This is a genomic window from Pseudomonas chlororaphis, from assembly GCF_001921865.1.
Lineage (GTDB): Bacteria > Pseudomonadota > Gammaproteobacteria > Pseudomonadales > Pseudomonadaceae > Aquipseudomonas > Aquipseudomonas chlororaphis_D.
In genome coordinates this window covers 54,688-72,241 of the sequence record NZ_MSCT01000018.1, presented here as the reverse complement: position 1 = coordinate 72,241, position 17,554 = coordinate 54,688, and the positions used below count along the sequence as shown (strand labels likewise).

The window sequence follows — 17,554 nt, the reverse complement described above, 5'->3', positions numbered from 1 at the left end:
TTGTCTCGCCCAAGCTCCCTCGGCTTTGCAACGGGGGGAACAGAGCCATCCCTAAGATCATGGAGGAACGGCTAAAAAAGCGCTGAGTATGCGGGGGAGGGGGATTTACTGAGAATAAATCGCTCATTACAATGATAATCATTGCCATTAACTTCCCTTCCTCGAGTGCTCATCTTGAAGCCATCCCGTCCGCGTGCCCGCCGAACGACCCTGATCAAACGCCTGTTGCCGACGCTGTCCTGTTGCCTCGTCGCCAGCCCGTTGTGGGCCCAGCAAGCGGTGGAGTTGCCGACCACCGACATCCAGGCCGACCGCCTCAGCCAGGACACCGGCTACACCACCTCGCAAGCCAGCACCGCGAGCAAGGGCAATGTGCCGATCAAGGAGGAGGCGCAGTCGATCAATGTGGTGACCCCGCAGACCCTGGCCGACTATCAGGTGCAGTCGCTGGAGGACGCGCTGAAGTTCGTCAGCGGCGTCAGCCAGGGCAACACCCTGGGCGGCTCGCGCGACTCGCTGATCAAGCGCGGCTTCGGCAGCAACGACGACGGCTCGATCCTGCGCGACGGCGTGCGCTCCAACCTGGGGCAGAACTTCAGCGCCACCACCGAGCGGGTCGAAGTGCTCAAGGGCCCGGCGTCGCTGCTCTACGGCGCGCTGGAGCCGGGCGGCCTGATCAACGTCATCAGCAAGCAGCCGCAATACACCCAGGGCACCACGCTCAGCGGCTCGGCCTACAGCGAAGGCGGCGGCACCCTGGCCGTGGACACCACCGGGCCGCTGGGCGATACCGGCCTGGCCTACCGCCTGGTCGCCGAGCGCGGCCATGAAGACTACTGGCGCAACTACGGGGTCAACGAACACACCCTGGTGGCGCCGTCGCTGACCTGGACCGGCGAGCGCGCCAGCCTGACCCTGAACTACGAATACAACGACTATTCCAACCCCTTCGACCGCGGCACCGTGTTCACCAACGGCCACCCGGCGGACATCGACTACGACAAGCGCCTGGACGAGCGCTGGGCGAAAAGCGTGGGCATCCGCGAAGTGGCCAGCGCGCGCTTCGAATACCAGCTCAGCGACGCCTGGAAGACCCGCGTCACCTACGGCTGGAACAACGACCGCTACAGCCTGTCGATCGCCCAGCCCAACAGCCTGACCGGGAATATCCTGCGCCGCGCCGCCAACGGCGCCCACTACGACGACGAAACCCGCTACGCCAGCTGGGACTTCATCGGCCAGCAGGAGCTGTTCGGCCAGCGCCACGACCTGCTGGTGGGCGTCGACAGCGAGCACTCCGACCAGTACCGCGGCAAGACCTACCGCAACACCGCCCAGGGCGGTTTCAACATCACCGCGCCGGTCTACGGCAAGCTGGCCGAGCCGAGCCTGGTCAGCGCCACGCAAAGCAACCTGCGCAACCAGCTGACCTCCAGCTCGGTGTACTTCAAGGACAATTGGCATCTGGATGACCAATGGATCCTGGTCTTCGGCGGTCGCCAGCAGCATTACGACCAGTACAGCGACCAGGGCCTGGGGCGCAGCTACACGGTCAACCGCGACAGCAACGGCGACGCCTTCGTGCCGTTCCTCGGGCTGGTGTTCAAGGCCACCGACAGCCTGTCGCTGTACGGCAACTACAGCCGTTCGTTCAAGCCCAACGACACCGTGGACGACGCCGGCAACACCTTCGATCCGGAGGAGGGCCGCAGCTACGAAGTGGGCGCCAAGTACGACCCGCTGCCGGGCCTGAACATCAACCTGGCGCTGTACGACATCGAGAAGAAAAACGTGGTGACCACCACCACGGTCAACGGCGTGAGCCTGGCCGAAGCCGCCGGCAAGGTCGGCTCCCAGGGCGTGGAACTGGACGTCACCGGGCGCCTCGCCGAACGCTGGGACCTGATCGGCACCTACGCCTACAACCACACCGAGATCCTCGACGACCCGAGCAACGAAGGCCATCGCCTGGCCAACGCGCCGAAGCACACCGCCAGCCTGTACCTGAGCCACCACTTGAACGTACCGGCCGAATTCGGCGCCTGGCATGCCGGTGGCGGCGCGCGTTACGTCGGCGAGCGCGCGGCCAACAACGCCAACGACTTCTGGCTCAGCAGCTACACCGTGGCCGACGCCTTCGTGCGTTGGGAGTCGCCGCTGTTCGGTTACCAGACCAGCCTGCAGTTCAACGTCGACAACCTGTTCGACAAGCAGTACTACCCGTCGTCCACCGGCAGCCAGTTGCAGGTCAATGTCGGCGAGCCGCGCACCGCGCGCCTGAGCGCCAGCGTGACCTTCTGAGCACACCCGGATCGCGGCGCGTCGCCCAGCTGGGTGGCGCGCCAGCGAGCTTCCCCGCTGTCCTCCTTGCCTCGCACATTCCGCCCCTCATGGCATTCCCGCCAATCTCTCGACTTTGCCCACTTACGGCCCGATTCCGCGTGGCCCATCGTCAAGAAAACCCTGGCCATGTCGATAGTCGAAAGGCGAACTTGGCTATTTGCCACTATCGTTGACAACCGAACCGCTCACAGAAAGCGGCTACCCCTGCCGGCCTTTGCCCGCTGTCTTTCCTCTCACGTACATGGAGTAAGAGTGAATGGCCTTGCCCCCGCGATTTCTTGAACACTACCGTAAAGCCGACCGCATCATGATGGGCCTGATCTGGCTGATGTTCGCCTATGCGCTGGGCCTGGCGTTCTGGCACGACACCTTCGGCCAGGCGTTGGTGGTCGGCGGCGGCACCGCCCTGGTTCTGAGCCTGCTGTACCGCGCCATCAGCGGCACGCGCCTGATGCGCTGCTGCATCGCCGTCGGCTTCATGGTCCTGGCGGCGTTGCACATCAACCAGGCCCAGGGCCTGATCGAGGCGCACTTCGGCATTTTCGTGCTGCTGGCGGTGCTGACCTTCTACCGAGACTGGCTGCCGATCCTCCTGGCGGCGGTGACCATCGCCGTGCATCACGTGGTGTTCCATGTGTTGCAGCACCAGGGTTTTGCGGTCTACGTCATGGCCCACCACGGCGGTTTCGGCATGGTCGCGGTGCATGCCTTCTATGTGGTGGTGGAGACGGTGATCCTGCTGTACCTGGCGCTGCGCAGCCATGCCGACGCCGTGGAGAGCCAGGACATGCTGGACAAGATGCTCGCTGCCACCTCGCAGCTGACCGTCGAGGTTCGCCAGGGCGAGACGGGCAAGGCGCATGTCTCCCTGGCCCAGCGCTTCGATCACTTCATGCAGCAGATCACCGCGCTGGTGGATGGCGTGGTGCACGACACCCACGGCTTGCGCGAACTGGGCCAGGACCTGGCGAAAACCAGCCAGAGCCTGGAGCAGGGCGCCCAGCATCAACTCACGGAAATCACCCGGATGACCGGCTCCATGCAGCGTATGGGCGATGCCATGGGCGACATTGCCGTGCACGTCGAGCAGGCCGTCGAGCGCGCCGGCCTGGCCAGCGCGCAGATCAGCCGCGGCCAGCAGAGCGTCGATCGCGCCCAGGTGGAAATCGTCCAGCTGGCCTCGCGCATCAACGGCACCAACGAAACCGTGCAGCGCCTGGCGGGGCAGGCGGAACAGATCGGCAATGTGCTGGAGGTGATTGGCGGCATTGCCGCCCAGACCAACCTGCTGGCCCTGAATGCCGCCATCGAAGCCGCCCGCGCCGGCGAGCAAGGCCGCGGTTTCGCGGTGGTCGCCGACGAAGTGCGCAACCTGGCCCAGCGCACCGCGCTGTCGACCCAGGAAATCAAGACCATCATCGACGCCCTGCAACAGGGCAGCCGCGAGGCCGCCGAAGCCATGCACGACAGCCGCGAAGGCGCCCAGCGCTGCGTCGAAGACAGCCGCCAGGCTGCGGCGATGTTCCAGGCGGTGGGCGCCGATATCTGCCACATCGACCAGCTCAACGGCCGTATCGTCAGCACCACCCGCGAGCAATCCAGCGCCAGCCTCGAGATCGTCGAGCGCCTGCACTCGGTCCAGTCCATCGCCCAGAACACCGCCGACGACATGGGCAGCCTGTCCCTGAGCAGCCAGCGCCTGCCACCGATCGCGACTCGCCTGGAAGCGTTGGGGCAGACGCTTCATCGCTGAGCGGACCCCGCCCGCACCGCTGCCATGCTTGGCAAGCAGTCACAGACATGGATGACGTATTTCAATGAAGAACAGCATCACTTATCTGAAAGAGCAGCTCGTTGCCAACAAGACGGCAACTGACGAGGTCTTGGACGATTTTCTGGAGCAGTTCTGAGCGATGACTGGCCATCCAGACGGCACTAACCTGATCGACTATCCGGAGGGCGGTTCAAGGACACTGCCGAAGACGTTGCGCGAGTCGTGAACGCATGGCGGGCCGCGAATGGCTTGCCTGGCTTCAAGGCGTGATGCCGAGCCTTGTTGAGCTGTAAACGCAAACGATAAAAAGCCCCGCATTCACGGGGCTTTTTCATGGGCGGGAACCGATCAGCCGGGTGGCAGGCTGGCGCGGATGTGGCCGACGCGTTGTTTCACGCCTTGCCACGTTGCCTGGCCTGCCAGGTCCTGGCGCAGGAAGCCCAGCAGGTCGGCGATCTGCTGGTCGTCGAGGCTGTAGCGAAAGGCCGGCATGTAGCCCAGCGCCGGGTTGGCCGGCTGGGCGATGCCTTCGAGGATCACCCGGATCGCGTTGTCGGGCGTGTCGGCGTAGAGGTTGCTGTTGAGGGCCAGGGACGGGCGCACGCCGGTCAGGGTCGGGCCTTTTTCCTGGGCATGGCAGGCCATGCAGGCCCCGGAGAACAGGCGGGCGCCGGGGGAGGCGAGGGGCTCGGTGCGCTGCTCGGCCTGGTGGTTCAGGGTGGCGGCGTCGGGCTGTTCGCCGGGGGCCGGTTGCAGGCTGTGCAGGTAGTGGGCGATGGCTTGCAGGTCGGCGTCCGGCAAGTGCATCAGGCCGTCGTGGGTCACTGGCGCCATGGGGCCGGCGGCGACGCCGTGGCGCGGGCTGTAGCCGTGGCGCAGGAAGTCCAGCAGGTCCTGCTCGGTCCAGGCCAGCGGCGCGTTGCCGCCGGCCAGGGCATGGGCGCTCCAGTCTTCGGCGATGCCGCCGCTGAGGTGGCGGGCACCGCCGCGCTCGCCGAACAGCGGGTCGCGGGGCGAATGGCAGGCGCTGCAATGTCCCAGGCCTTCGGTGAGGTAGGCGCCGCGGTTCCACAGGGCATCGCGCCGCGGGTCGTCGACCATGGCTCCGGGCCTGAGGTAGAGCCAGTTCCAGGCGAGGATGCCCGGGCGGATATTGAAGGGGAAATGCAGGTCGGTCCGAGGCGGCTGGTGCTTCACCGGGGGCTGGCTCATCAGGTAGGCGTAGAGCGCCTGGAGGTCCTCGTCGCGGGTCTTGGTGAAGGCGGTGTAGGGAAACGCCGGGTACAGGTAGCGCCCGGCGCGGTCGATGCCGTGGCGCATGGCGCGCTCGAAGGCCGGGTAGGACCAGTTGCCGATGCCGGTCTCCGGGTCGGGGGTGATGTTGCTGCTGTACAGGGTGCCGAACGGAATGGTCATGGCCAGCCCACCGGCATTGCGCGCACCCCCTGGCGCGGTGTGGCAGACCGCGCAGTCGCCCAGGGCCGCGAGCTGTTCGCCCTTGGCGATTTGTGCGTGGCTGAAGTATTGCGTGTCGTGGTTGTCCAGCGGCGCGATCGCCGGTTGCCAACTGAGGAAGATCCCAGCGGTGACCGCCAGGCTCAGGGCGATCAGGCTAGCGCCGGCGAGGGTCTTGAAGCGGCTCATGGGCGAGGCTCCTGACGGTTGGAGGCCTGGGCATGCAAGGCCTGCAGCAGCCGTTGTGGGGTGAAGGGAACCTGGCGCAGGCGTACGCCCACCGCGTCGAAAATCGCATTGGCGATGGCCGCGGCGCTCGGCACCGAGGCCGACTCACCGGCGCCCATGGACGGCTCTTCCGGGCGGTCGAGCAGTTGCACGTCGACCTCGGGCAACTCGTCGAAGCGCAGGATCGGGTAGCCGCCCCACTCCAGCGAGGTGCTGCCGGAGCGGTCGAAGCCGACGTACTCCTTGAGCACTCGGCTGCACGACTGGACGATGTTGCCGTGCACCTGATGCCGCACGCCGGCCGGGTTGACCATGCGCCCGCAGTCGTGGCTGACGAAGATCTTGTCCAGGCGGATCTGCCCGGTGCGCCGGTTGACGCTCAGGTCGCAGACCCAGGCGGCCCAGGCGGCGCCGAAGCCGGGGAACTTGCTGTGGAAATAGCGCGCATAGGCAAAGCCGCGCCCCTTGGCCCACTCCTGTTCAGGCGGGGCCGGGTAGCGATGGGCGCTGCCGTCTTGCCAGCCTGCCTGCTGCTTCAGGGCTTCAATCAGCGCGCGTGCGCGCGGGTCGTCCAGATAGCGCAGGCGAAAAGCGATCGGGTCCTGCTGGGCGATGTAGGCCAGTTCGTCGATCCACGATTCGTGGGCGAAGACGTTGGGCAACGCCGACACCCCGCGCAGCCACGACGCGCGGACGATCGGCGCGGCGTCCTGGCAGACGATGCGCATCCGCGGGAAGCGGTATTGCGGGATCGCCGTGCGGTCGCCCATCTGCAAGACCTCGGCCTGGTTGGCGACGCTGCCGGTGAGCAGCAGCGCCAGGGTGCGGGCGCCGTTCGACGGGTAGCAGGTTTTCAACTCGTAGGCGGCGACCCGACGCTTGCTGTCGAGGCCGCCGCGCACCTGCATCAGCTGGGCGGTGCCCTTGGGTTCCCAGCCGGCTTCCTGCTCGCGCATCAGTTGGACCCGCACCGGGCGGCCGACGGCTTGCGCCAGCAGGGCGGCATCGGCGGCGACGTCGTCGGCGCCGTTGCGGCCGTAACAGCCCGAGGCCTCCATCCGGTGGATCGCCACCTGTTGCGGCGCGCGTTTCAGTAACAGGGCGATGTCCTTGCGCAGCTCATGGGGGTTCTGGGTGCCGCTCCAGACCTCGGTGCGCTCGGCGTCGATCCTGGCCACGGCGCAGGATGGGCCGATGGAGGCATGCAGGTGAAAGGGCCATACGTAGTCCACCTCGAGGGCGCTGTTGAGCGTCTCCAGGCTGCGCTCGAAACCGGGGTCGTCGCGCAGCACGCGGTCCTTTTTGGGGTGGGCCAGGAGTGTGGTATGCAAGGCCTCGGGCCGCAGGTCGGGCAGGGCGTCCCAGGGTTTCCACTGCACCTTGAGCTGGCGCATGGCGTCTATGGCCTGCTCCTCGCGCTCAGTGACGATGCCGATGAAATCGCCGATCACCACCAGTTTGACGATACCCGGCAGGTGCGCGATGGAGGTGTCGTCCACCGCGATCAGCGCCTGGCCCAGGGGCGCGCTGGCGTCGGCGCCGGTGTAGGGAGGGCGAACCACGCGGCCGTGGAGCATGTCCTCCAGGCGCAGGTCGTGGACGTAGGTCAACTGGCCGGTGACCTTGGCCGGGATGTCCACCCGCGGCGTGGACTGGCCGACATAGCGGCCGGCGCCGACGGCCTTGAGCTCCGTGCGCGGATCCAGGGCCAGATGCAGGTCCTGCCCGCGCGCCAGTTCGGCATAGCTCAGGCGTCGTCGTGGCTGAACGCTGGCGTGGATCTGCCCTCGTTCGACCTGGAGCCCGGCCAGGGGCTGGTCGAGGATTTCGGCGGCACGTTCCAGCAGTAGTTGGCGCAACTGGGCCGCGGCCTGGCGCAGGGGCAGGGCGCTGACCTGAATCGTCGCGCTGGCGATGGTCGGGCCCTGGTCCGGGGTGCGGGCGGTGTCGCCGAGGATCATCTGCACCTGCTCGAAGTCGAGGTCCAGCTCGTCGGCGACGATCTGCCCCAGTGCGGTACGGACCCCGGTGCCGAGGTCGACGTGACCGCAGAAGGCGGTTACCTGGCCGTCCGCGCCCAGGGCGATGAAGCTGTCGACATGCTCGGCCGTCGGGTCCGCCGGCAAGGTCGCCGGGTGGCCGGCCGCCACGGCCAGCAGCGGTTTGGGCAGCAGGGTGCTGATCATGATCAGGCCGCCGGCCTGGAGCAGGCGGCGCCGCGTCAACGTCAGGTCGTTCATGCTTGGCCTCGCTCTGCCAGCAGCTGGCGGGCCCGGGCGGCGGCCCGCAGGATCTCGAAGTGCGCGCCGCAACGGCAGAGGTTGTAGGCCAGTTCGTTTTTGATCCGTTGCTCGTCGGCCTCGGGTTCGCGCTCGAACAGCGCCACCAGGGTCATGATCATGCCGTTGCTGCAATAGCCGCATTGCGCGGCCTGCTCATCGATAAAGGCCTGCTGCACCGGGTGCAGGCGTTCTTCTTCCATCAGGCCTTCCAGGGTAGTGACGTGTTTGTCCTGCACGCTGGACAGCGGCAGGGTGCAGGAGCGCGCGGCGACGCCGTCCACCAGCACCGTGCAGGCGCCGCATTGCCCCAGGCCGCAGCCGTACTTGGGGCCGTTGAGGGCGAAGTCGTTGCGCAGGACATACAGTAGGGGCGTGTCCGCTGGCAGCGGGTCCAGTGAAAGCGGGCGGCCGTTGAGGGTAAAGGTCATGGCGGCTGGGGTCCTCTGGTGAGTGGCGCGGCGCGTAGAGAGAGCGCCGGCGTCCAGGGCTGGTTCGAGTCGGCAAGGCTTGGCTCAGGGTTGGGCAACAGCGTTGCGCCCGGGTGCCAGGCAGGTTTGCGGGGGGGCAAAGCATGCGGGTTTGTTCTGGGGGGATAAATAAGATGTTTCTGAATGGTGTTCGGAGAAATCCACTGGTTGCAGATTGATCGGGCGGGGCTGTCAGGGCGTTGGGCTTCCGGCAAAGGGCTGCTAATCCCCCGGATACAAGCAAAGACTTTGCGTGCAAGTTCTCCTCGGTTGATTGAAGGAATGCAGGGGTTGGGAGAAGTGGATTAGAGACGAAGAAGAGATGACGTTAGATGGTTTTGGATAAGTTCGATGAGGCGTTACTCAAGAGCGTTGAATATAGATTCCTGATGCAATGAGCGATAAGGAAGCAAATGGCTATTTGTGCTTCCGGACATGCCGATGCGCGAGTTGTAGTGCACGCTCAGGCAATACCCTGTTCTTTTACAGTCAAGCAAGATCGAATCGATGGTCTTTATCATTACTGGATAGCTACTGTTAAAAACCCAGTTGGGTGACGAGACAAGTAACTTATGGAAGTTGAGAAACCATTGCGTGGACAGGTCCACACACCGCTACCGTTCGACCCGGAACTTGCTGTCGCCCTGAAAGCCATCGCGCCTCAGATCCCTGTGTTCGATAGCTTGAGCAGTATCGAGCGGGGCCGAAAATACAGCCTGACCCCGAGTGCTCTGGATTTGACCCGTGATGGCTTGTATCGGGTCGAGGAGCGCAAGATCAAGGGGTTGGTTGGTGCGCCGGATATTTCGCTCTTGTTGTGCCTGCCGGTGGAGCAGACCGCCGATGCACCGCTGTTTTATTATATCCATGGCGGCGGCACGATCAGCGGCGACAACCGCAATGGCATCGAGGCGGCGCTGGAAATGGCCGCTCGATTTGGCGCGCCGCTAGTCTCCGTCGAATATCGCCTGGCGCCCGAAACGCTCTATCCCGGCCCCGTTTCAGATTGCTACGCGGGCTTGGCGTGGGTCAGCGAACAGGCCCGGGAGCTGGGCAGTGATCCATGCCGTATCGTTGTCACAGGTGCCAGCGCGGGCGGGGGCCTGGCGGCAGCCACTTGTCTGTTGGCTCGGGACCACGGTGGCCCGGCGATTGCCGCGCAACTCCTCATGTATCCGATGCTGGATGATCGTAATGACAGTATTTCGGCATTTCAGATGGAAGGACGCGGTGTTTGGGATCGAGTTTCCAACCATACCGGTTGGACGGCATTGCCGGGCTCGTCACGGGGTGCCGCCAATGTCTCCGCTTACGCGGCGCCCGTTCGTGCGACCGATTTATCACACTTGCCGCCGACATTGATCGATGTCGGGTCGGCCGAGACTTTTCGCGACGAGGCGGTGAGTTACGCCAACCAGATCTGGTATGCCGGGGGCGAATGCGAGTTGCATGTCTGGCCGGGTGGGTTTCATGGATACGACAGCTTCGTGCCCGATGCCGCGCTTTCGCGCGATACCCGAAACGCGCGTATTCGCTGGCTCGTTCGAGTGCTGGGCCACCGGCAATCCTGCTGAGTTTTTACCGCGGCATGATCGATTGACCAGGGCGCTGTCGGAACGGCCTGGTTATGCCGTGCGCCGATCAGCCTTCCCCACTGGCCATGCTTCGAAAATCGCGGGGACTCATGCCGACGGCAGATTGAAACAGCCGACTGAAGTGCGCAGAACTCTTAAACCCAAGGGAGTGGGCGATATCGGTGATCGAGCGATGGGCATTGGCCGGTGCCGCCAGCGCCCGCCGTGCAGCATCTACACGTTCCTTCCAGATCCAGGCATTGAGCGTGGTCGGCTGGCTGTCGAACAGGGCATGCAGGTGGCGTTTGGAAAGCTGCAGTGCAATGGCGATGCGCTCCACGCTCAGGTCCGGGTCGGCCAGGTGGGTTTGAACGTACAAGCGCAAACGTTGCAGATGGTACTGCTGCAGGCTGCTGTTCAGAGGTATTTCATCCATTGGTGTGGCGAGCAGGGCCGCGCATAGCAGGTCAACCGTGGCATTGGCCACTGAAGAGGCACTGCGCTCATCCAGTTCGGGCAGGGTCGTGCGCAATGAATCGATAAAACTCATGAACAGTCGGCCCGCGCCTTTCTGATTGGGCACGGCCAGCGCCGTGTAGCGTTCTGGCGTGCGTAAAGCGTGACGCATGATGTTGCCGGGAATCATCAGCACGTCATGGTGGAACGCGAGGGGCATATTCATCGAATAAGGGCTGCAACTGTGACACAACACCAGGTCACCGGGACGCATCAGAACCGAACGGCCGGCCTGCTCGATCTGGCTGGTGCCGTGGCGTTGGATCAATAACAGGTAGTAGTCGTCATCGCCATCCATCTGGCCCGGTACTTTGCGGACAACGGTATGCCCGTCTGAAACTACTTCGGAGAAGGTAATCGGGCCGTCGGCATGTTGAATGAACTGGGCAGCGAAAGAGGGCGTCTCGCTATTGAGCTTCATATCGAAACGTATGAAGTAGTCATTGATCGCTTCGCGCCAGAACTCCAATTGAAGATCAGCGGGAATACCATCGGTAGATACCTTGTGAACCATGACATCACTCCTGGACAAGTTTCAGCACATCCATGGACAAGCATGGGGTACGGCGAATGATTACTCTCTTCTGCGCTATAGCAGTGTGCCTTGCATATTACGGGAAAAAGATTTTCCGAACATTTTTAATTGAATAACGGATTGCTCTGATGGAGCGCCGTATTTATTCAGAACACCTATAACCTGATAGTCGACAAGTGGACAGACCATGAAAATTCTTGCCGCAGTGGCAGAGCAGAAACAACAGGCTCTGGCAATCCGTACGCTGGATCTTGAAGAACCGCGAGACAGCGAAGTGCGAGTGAAAATCGTCGCCGCCGGCATCTGCCGTACGGATCTCGACGTGCGTGACGGTTACCTGCCCACTCCGCTTCCAGTCGTGCTCGGACATGAGGGCGCGGGCATCGTCGATAAGGTCGGCGCCGCTGTCACTGGGTTCCAGCCTGGCGACCATGTGGTGCTTTCGATTGGCCGGTGCGGCCAATGCGAGCCGTGCAAGCAGGGGCAGCCGGCGTTCTGTGTTCACCACATGGAACTCAACTTCAGCGGCGCGCGCCGTGACGGTAGCGCCTGCCTGCACAATGGGGCGAGTGCGGTGCACAGTCACTTCTTCTGTCAGTCGTCGCATGCGACCTATGCCGTGGCTGATCAGACCTCGCTGGTAAAGGTGCCCAGGGAGGTCGATCTCAAATTTCTGGGGCCATTGGCCTGTGGCGTGATGACTGGCGCCGGTGGGGTACTCAATACGCTCAAGCCCACCGCCGACAGCAGCGTCGCGATCTTTGGCGCAGGCACCGTGGGACTCAGTGGACTGATGGCGACGCGAATCATTGGTTGCGCACGTCGCATTGTGGTGGACAACAAGCAGGCGCGGCTGGACTTGGCCAAGGAGCTGGGGGCGACCCATACCGTGCTCTCCGAGCCTGGCGTCGATGTGGCGTCGAAGCTACGCGAGCTGACCGATGGCCAGGGTGTGCACTATGCCTTTGAGTCCAGTGGTGTGCGTCCAGTCATTGCTACCGCCTTCGACAGCCTCCGCGAGATGGGCACCCTGGTGATGACCGGTGTATTGCCGCAGGGTTCGACGGTTGAGTTCGATGCCTGGAAGCTGCTCCGCGGACGCAAGGTCATTGGCAGCGTCATGGGCGACACCGACCCGGACACCTTCATCCCGCAGTTGGTGGAGTACTACCGTAAAGGACAACTGCCGCTGGAAAAAATCAGCCGGATCTACCCGCTCGAGTCGATCAACGAGGCCATCGCCGACGGCATCAGCGGCAAAGTGGTAAAGGCCATCGTGACCATGCCCCATGAGCATTGATCGCCCCTGATTCACCTCTACCCCCCGCGTTCCCTTTCTTGCCTGCACTGAATAACAGGAGACTTCGGCATGTCCGATAATCAAGAGTTGCACCTCGACAATCCATCCAACGCCGATATCAATGCCCGTGAAGATCGTCGTGACTTCATCAAGCGTTCGATGGTGGTCATGGCTGCTGGCGCGGTAGTCGCTGGAGGCGCGACCGATATCGCTTCGGCCAGCCCGGCAGTGGCTCCCGTCAGTCGTCTCAAGCGCAAAGAGGCCATCGGCAATACGTTCGATTACCTGATCCTGGGCGGGGGCTCCGCGGGCGCGGTGCTGGCCGCACGACTGAGTGAAAATGGGAAGAAGAGCGTATTGCTGGTCGAGGCCGGTCCTTCATTCGACCCGGAGCAATATCCGGAAGAGCTGTACAGCAGCAATATCATCGCGGCCAATGCCGACCCGCGTTACGAGTGGGGATACTACGCGCTGCCGGATAAACAGGAACAGCCGGTATACACCCCGCGAGGCAAGGTCATCGGCGGCAGTTCCGCCATCAATGGTGCCGTTGCTTGTCGTGCGCTGCCTTACGATTTCGAGCGAATTACCGCCAAGGGCCTCAAGGGCTGGAGCTACGAGGAGGTCCTGCCGTACTTCCGCAAAATGGAGACCTATCACACGGGGCGTGACGAGATCCATGGCCGTAACGGCCCTTTCCCGATCCACCAGTTGACCATGGACTACATCACCCCGGTGCAGAAGGCCATGGTCGAATCTTCCTGGAAACTGGGTTACGCCAAGGTCAGTGACTTCAACGATCCGACCGCCAACAACGGTGCCGGGCCCAACCCTATGAATGTCGTCAACGGGGTGCGGGTCAACACCGGCATGGCCTACCTGAGCCGCGAGGTGCGCGATCGGAGCAACCTGACCATCCTTTCCGACGCCTTGATCGACAAGCTGCGGTTCAAGGGCAATCGGGCACAGGCGGCGTTGCTGGCCGACGGCCGCGAAGTGTTCGGTAAACAGGTGATCCTTTCTGCCGGTTCCTATGGCACAACGGCAATCCTGTTGCGTTCGGGCGTCGGTCCCAAGGCGGACCTCGCCGCGATGAATATCCCCTTGGTAAAAGATGCTCCGGTGGGAACCCAACTGCTGGACCATGCGTTTTACTGGATGAATTTTGCCGCGCGCGCCGAACTCAAAGGAAAAGAACATCCGGTCGTGGGCGCCCAGGTATGGACGCACTCATCGTTTGCCAGTTCGGCACGTGAGCTGGACATCGCCGTTTCTCCTTCGCACTTGCTCGATCCGGCCATCAGCAAGACGGGCGTGGCGTTTTCCCTGGGCCTGGAACTGATGAAGGTCAAGTCCACCGGTACAGTGAAGCTCAAGAGCCGTGATCCGAAAGAGGCGCCAGTCATCCAGTTCAATCACCTGAGCGACAAGGACGACATGCGGCGCATGGTCGAGTGCTTCCGCCTCGCCCGCAAACTGGCGCGTACCGAACCGCTCAAGAGCCTGATCGTGGAGGAGATCTATCCGGGGCCTTCCGTTGGCGACAGCGACGCGCAAATCAGCGAGGCGCTGGCCAAGGGCGTCGGCACCTTACAGCATCCTTGCGCCACCGCACGCATGGGCCTGGCCAGCGATCCGCTCGCGGTAGTCGATGGCGAAGGCCGGGTTCATGGGCTGGAAGGGCTGCGGATCGTCGACGCGTCGATCTTTCCGGAAATCCCCCTGATCAACCTCAACCCCAACGTGATCATGATGGCGGAGAAAATCTCCGACCGGATTCGCGGTGAAGAGGCCTGATTGAGCTGGCGTGGCCGGGGACGGTCGCGCCTGTTTCTCTATGCACGAGAAGCTATTTTTATTTTTTCAATGGTGAATACAGCGGTCTGAGCCTTTTAAAAACACTTGAGTTCATCGAGTTAGCGCTTGCTTCACCATTGTCGTAAAGGGCTAATTTTTATGAAGTTGCATAATTTGATGGCAGTGGCGGCATCCTCCGTTGTCCTGTCGGCATGTAACGATCACCATGGGTTCAACGAAGACTTTAAAAGTGCGGTGGGCAGGGAGCTAAGCGGCCTTTCTAGCGCATTGAAGTGGAATGGATTGGCGCAGTGCGGTTCGACCAATTCCGCTATATCCGTGGCCGCGCAGGCAGCGAGAAGGAACATTCATCTGCATCGCCAGCGCATCGGTATTTCTGTGCAAACGACTAACTTCGTCGATCGTGACATCTTGCCTTCGCTCCAGAGCCTGTCCGAGGAGTCAGCGTTTCTGGCGCAGCGCTGCGCAGCTGCGGACTATGACAATACGGGGTTCAGTCCGGAGCGAGAGATTCGGTTGCAGCAATTTGTCCAGGAGTGGAGGAGTGCAATCGATTTTTTCAGCCAGGGGATCGAGGAGGACTACAGCTATAACTTGGATGGGAAGTCGGGCCGGCAGGCAAAGAAACTTCCTGTAGTCATGCCGACCAAGTCATTTACCGATTGCGACGAAGCGGTGTGCGAGCGAATGGTAGTTATCCCGACTGGTCAGTTCGTGATGGGCGGATCTGCCGAAGAACACAAGGAGTTTGACATCACGCCACAGACCGTCGCCTGGGAAACGCCCCAGCACCCGGTACAGGTCACCCAGGCGTTTGCCTTGGGCGCGCATGAAGTGAGCCTCGGGAATTTTCTAACGTTCATGCAGGAAACTGGTTATCGGATTCCGGATGGGTGCACTCAGCTCAAAGGGGATCCGTTGAGCCTGGTATTCGAAAGCCGCGCAAATTTGAAAAACGTCGGGTTCCCGCAAAATAACGATCAACCCGTTACCTGTGTCCGTCGCCAGGATGCCGAAGCCTATACCCAATGGCTGTCCAGAAAGACCGGAGAAACCTACCGCTTACCCACGGAGGCAGAATGGGATTACGCCGCTCGCGCCGGAACACAGACTGCTTATTTCTGGGGTAGCAAAGCCGACTCACAAGCGTGCAAGTTCGCCAACGTCTACGATCTGGAAAGCGATGAGGTCAATCAGTTTGGCTTCGCTCATTTTCCGTGTACGGATGGTTATGCCTATCTGGCTCCGGTCGGCAGTTTTCAACCTAATGATTTCGAGTTGTTCGACATGATTGGCAATGCGCGGGAGTGGGTGGCGGATTGTTGGCATGGCAATTTTGTCGGGGCTCCGGCCAATCAACGCGAGTGGGGCAGCGAGGAGGGCGGCCTGTGCCATTTTGCGGTCTTGAAGGGTGGAGCATGGCCCTACAACACATTTAATGACCGGATCGCTTACCGTGATACGTATTACTCGTCTCAGTTCCGTGCCTACATGTATGGCTTCAGAGTCGCACGGGATATCCATCCATGACGCTAAACAGTGCGGTCCTGGTCAGAGAGCTGCGTTGAACATCCTTGCTTGAGTTCTGGATGTTCAGGCATGTCGCCTATGCCTGAGGCCCGCTCCTGCTGATGGGGGTGAATACCGCCTTCGGGAGAAGCTTGGGCCCGACAGTTGGGCAGGTCATTCGCTGCGACTGAAATGTGTCATGGGCCGGCAATGCTCATCAGTACTCAGTGGGCCGGGGAGCCCTCCGGAGGGAGACTCATATCAATGATTGCCGTCTTCTGAACTCGATGGGCGAGACACCCTTGTTTTTCTTGAAGGCGTAGCTGAATTGCGAAGCACCCTGGAAGCCACAGGCCAGAGCGATATCGATGATCGGTTGCAAGGTATGGACCAGAAGTATTTCAGCCCTTATAAGGCGTCTCTGGATGATGTACTGGTAGGGCGTAAGATTGAAAGAATTTCTGAACAGGCGAATGAAATGGAAGGTGCTGATCTGAGAAAGTTCAGCCAGATCGGCGATCTTTATTTCAGCATCCAGATACTCTTCGATGTAGTCTGCCAACATATCCTTGAGGTGTTTCGGCAAAACACCCTGTCCACTATGGCTGCTTTCGGTTTGAAGCTGAGTGGAATGGGAGAGGATCGTCAACGCCAGTGTTTCTTTAAGCAAGGCAGAGTCGGTTTTGACAAACTCGCCGCAGGCGGCGAGCAGGAATTTGTCCGTCATGTAGAACCTGGCCCTGATGAGGAACAGGTCGCGTCGGGATGGGATCAACGAGATAAGCTCATCCGAAAAGCTTATGGCGGTCAAACGTATTGGTGGGCCTATATAAGTACTTATGTATTCGGCATCTTTGGGGATAAGGTCCATTTTGCCGCGTAGTACTCCCCGTCGATAAACAGGCTTGCCATCGAGCGTGGCCCGGCCTCGCTCGTTTTCCCCGTCTTCGAACACGAAAATAGTGTGGTTGTTTCTCGTGACCTTAACGTCGTGATCGCCCTCGACCACAATCTGGTCGGTCCTGCCAAAAGACCATTGGGTGGTGCGCGTGATGAGTTTACAGTCGGAGTCATAAACTATGCCTGCCAAATCAAGTGATCTGGCACTGGGGTGATGGATGGGCTGATTGCTCTCTTGTATAAGTTTTTTTTTCTTCATGGGGGGGTTGTTCCTGGCACAGCAGAGGCGAAAACACCTTGTTTTTACATGGTGGTCGTTTTTTTATCGAGATTAGTGGAGGTTTTGAGTTGCGGTAGTGAAGCTGGGGTAAAAAAGGGCCGGTACTCTATCAGAAGTAGCAGCAGTCAGGTGGTTGTTAATGATGAGTTGCAGTTCCGTTGTAATGGACTTGAAGTTGATCGGCTAGTCAAGAATTAGCATGTGTGTTGCGGCGGCTATAAAGTTGTAAGGGTTGGTATGATTGTCTGGCAATAAAAAAGAGAACCAATATTATTGCGGGGCTTGTGTGTATGAATGTGATTGACCAGCAAGAGTAGATAAGATGGATTTGCTATAAGGTGTGAAGCGATGGTCAGGTATCCGGAGGGCTCGCCTCCAATGTGACTAAATAGATGGTTCACGAGGCAGCGCAAATATTATGCAATCATCACAATAATTATAAAGGAGGGGAATGTTACTGCTGTTATGATTCGCCAAATCCAGCACGCAGTCGATGATGTAAATCATGGGTTTTTTGTAGTTTATTTTAATGTGCAAATAATTGATTGGCGATTTACAGAGTTGGCTCGGCTG

The 17,554-nt window shown here is 61.2% G+C and carries 12 protein-coding genes; 7 read left to right on the top strand and 5 right to left on the bottom strand.

The window, feature by feature from the left end; translation table 11 throughout:
* The first annotated feature begins 174 nt into the window (after window positions 1–174).
* The 3 genes from BTN82_RS19230 to BTN82_RS31710 all read left to right on the top strand — a co-directional run bounded on the left by BTN82_RS19230 (window position 175) and on the right by BTN82_RS31710 (window position 4,387).
* Window positions 175–2,301, top strand: coding sequence for a TonB-dependent siderophore receptor (locus tag BTN82_RS19230; RefSeq protein WP_075120858.1), 2,127 nt, complete (start codon window positions 175–177; stop codon window positions 2,299–2,301).
* 298 nt (window positions 2,302–2,599) lie between these two features.
* On the top strand, window positions 2,600–4,096 hold the full coding sequence (locus BTN82_RS31715) for a methyl-accepting chemotaxis protein (RefSeq protein WP_075120690.1): 1,497 nt from the start codon (window positions 2,600–2,602) through the stop codon (window positions 4,094–4,096).
* 243 nt (window positions 4,097–4,339) lie between these two features.
* Window positions 4,340–4,387, top strand: coding sequence for a hypothetical protein (locus BTN82_RS31710; protein WP_315969271.1), 48 nt, complete (start codon window positions 4,340–4,342; stop codon window positions 4,385–4,387).
* Window positions 4,388–4,465: 78 nt separating this feature from the next.
* Here the strand turns inward: BTN82_RS31710 and BTN82_RS19220 are convergent, their stop codons facing one another.
* Genes BTN82_RS19220 through BTN82_RS19210 form a run of 3 tightly spaced genes read right to left on the bottom strand, consistent with a single transcriptional unit; the run spans window position 4,466 to window position 8,510 of the window.
* Window positions 4,466–5,761 (bottom strand): cytochrome c, encoded by a 1,296-nt coding sequence (locus BTN82_RS19220; protein WP_075120689.1) that lies wholly within the window; start codon window positions 5,759–5,761, stop codon window positions 4,466–4,468.
* A complete protein-coding gene (locus BTN82_RS19215) occupies window positions 5,758–8,040 on the bottom strand; it encodes a xanthine dehydrogenase family protein molybdopterin-binding subunit (RefSeq protein WP_075120688.1) in 2,283 nt (760 codons plus the stop codon). Before BTN82_RS19215 ends, BTN82_RS19220 begins: the two co-directional genes overlap by 4 nt.
* The gene (locus tag BTN82_RS19210) at window positions 8,037–8,510 is read right to left on the bottom strand and encodes a (2Fe-2S)-binding protein (protein ID WP_075120687.1); all 474 of its coding nucleotides are present in this window, start codon (window positions 8,508–8,510) and stop codon (window positions 8,037–8,039) included. Before BTN82_RS19210 ends, BTN82_RS19215 begins: the two co-directional genes overlap by 4 nt.
* Window positions 8,511–9,121: 611 nt before the next feature.
* Between BTN82_RS19210 and BTN82_RS19205 the strand changes: the two genes are divergently transcribed.
* Window positions 9,122–10,123, top strand: coding sequence for an alpha/beta hydrolase (locus BTN82_RS19205; protein ID WP_075120686.1), 1,002 nt, complete (start codon window positions 9,122–9,124; stop codon window positions 10,121–10,123).
* Between the two features lie 67 nt (window positions 10,124–10,190).
* Here the strand turns inward: BTN82_RS19205 and BTN82_RS19200 are convergent, their stop codons facing one another.
* On the bottom strand, window positions 10,191–11,153 hold the full coding sequence (locus BTN82_RS19200) for a helix-turn-helix domain-containing protein (RefSeq protein ID WP_075120685.1): 963 nt from the start codon (window positions 11,151–11,153) through the stop codon (window positions 10,191–10,193).
* Window positions 11,154–11,361: 208 nt separating this feature from the next.
* Here BTN82_RS19200 and BTN82_RS19195 point away from each other — a divergent pair, with 208 nt between their 5' ends.
* From BTN82_RS19195 to BTN82_RS19185, 3 genes are all read left to right on the top strand, one after another.
* Complete coding sequence (locus tag BTN82_RS19195) at window positions 11,362–12,474, top strand: NAD(P)-dependent alcohol dehydrogenase (protein ID WP_075120684.1); 1,113 nt, start codon at window positions 11,362–11,364, stop codon at window positions 12,472–12,474.
* 69 nt (window positions 12,475–12,543) lie between these two features.
* Window positions 12,544–14,271 (top strand): GMC family oxidoreductase, encoded by a 1,728-nt coding sequence (locus BTN82_RS19190; protein ID WP_075120683.1) that lies wholly within the window; start codon window positions 12,544–12,546, stop codon window positions 14,269–14,271.
* A gap of 159 nt (window positions 14,272–14,430) precedes the next feature.
* Window positions 14,431–15,822 (top strand): formylglycine-generating enzyme family protein, encoded by a 1,392-nt coding sequence (locus tag BTN82_RS19185; protein ID WP_075120682.1) that lies wholly within the window; start codon window positions 14,431–14,433, stop codon window positions 15,820–15,822.
* A 235-nt stretch (window positions 15,823–16,057) separates the two neighbouring features.
* Here the strand turns inward: BTN82_RS19185 and BTN82_RS19180 are convergent, their stop codons facing one another.
* Entirely contained in the window at window positions 16,058–16,960 is a 903-nt protein-coding gene (locus BTN82_RS19180; protein WP_075120681.1) for a helix-turn-helix domain-containing protein, read from the bottom strand.
* Between the last annotated feature and the right edge of the window lie 594 nt (window positions 16,961–17,554).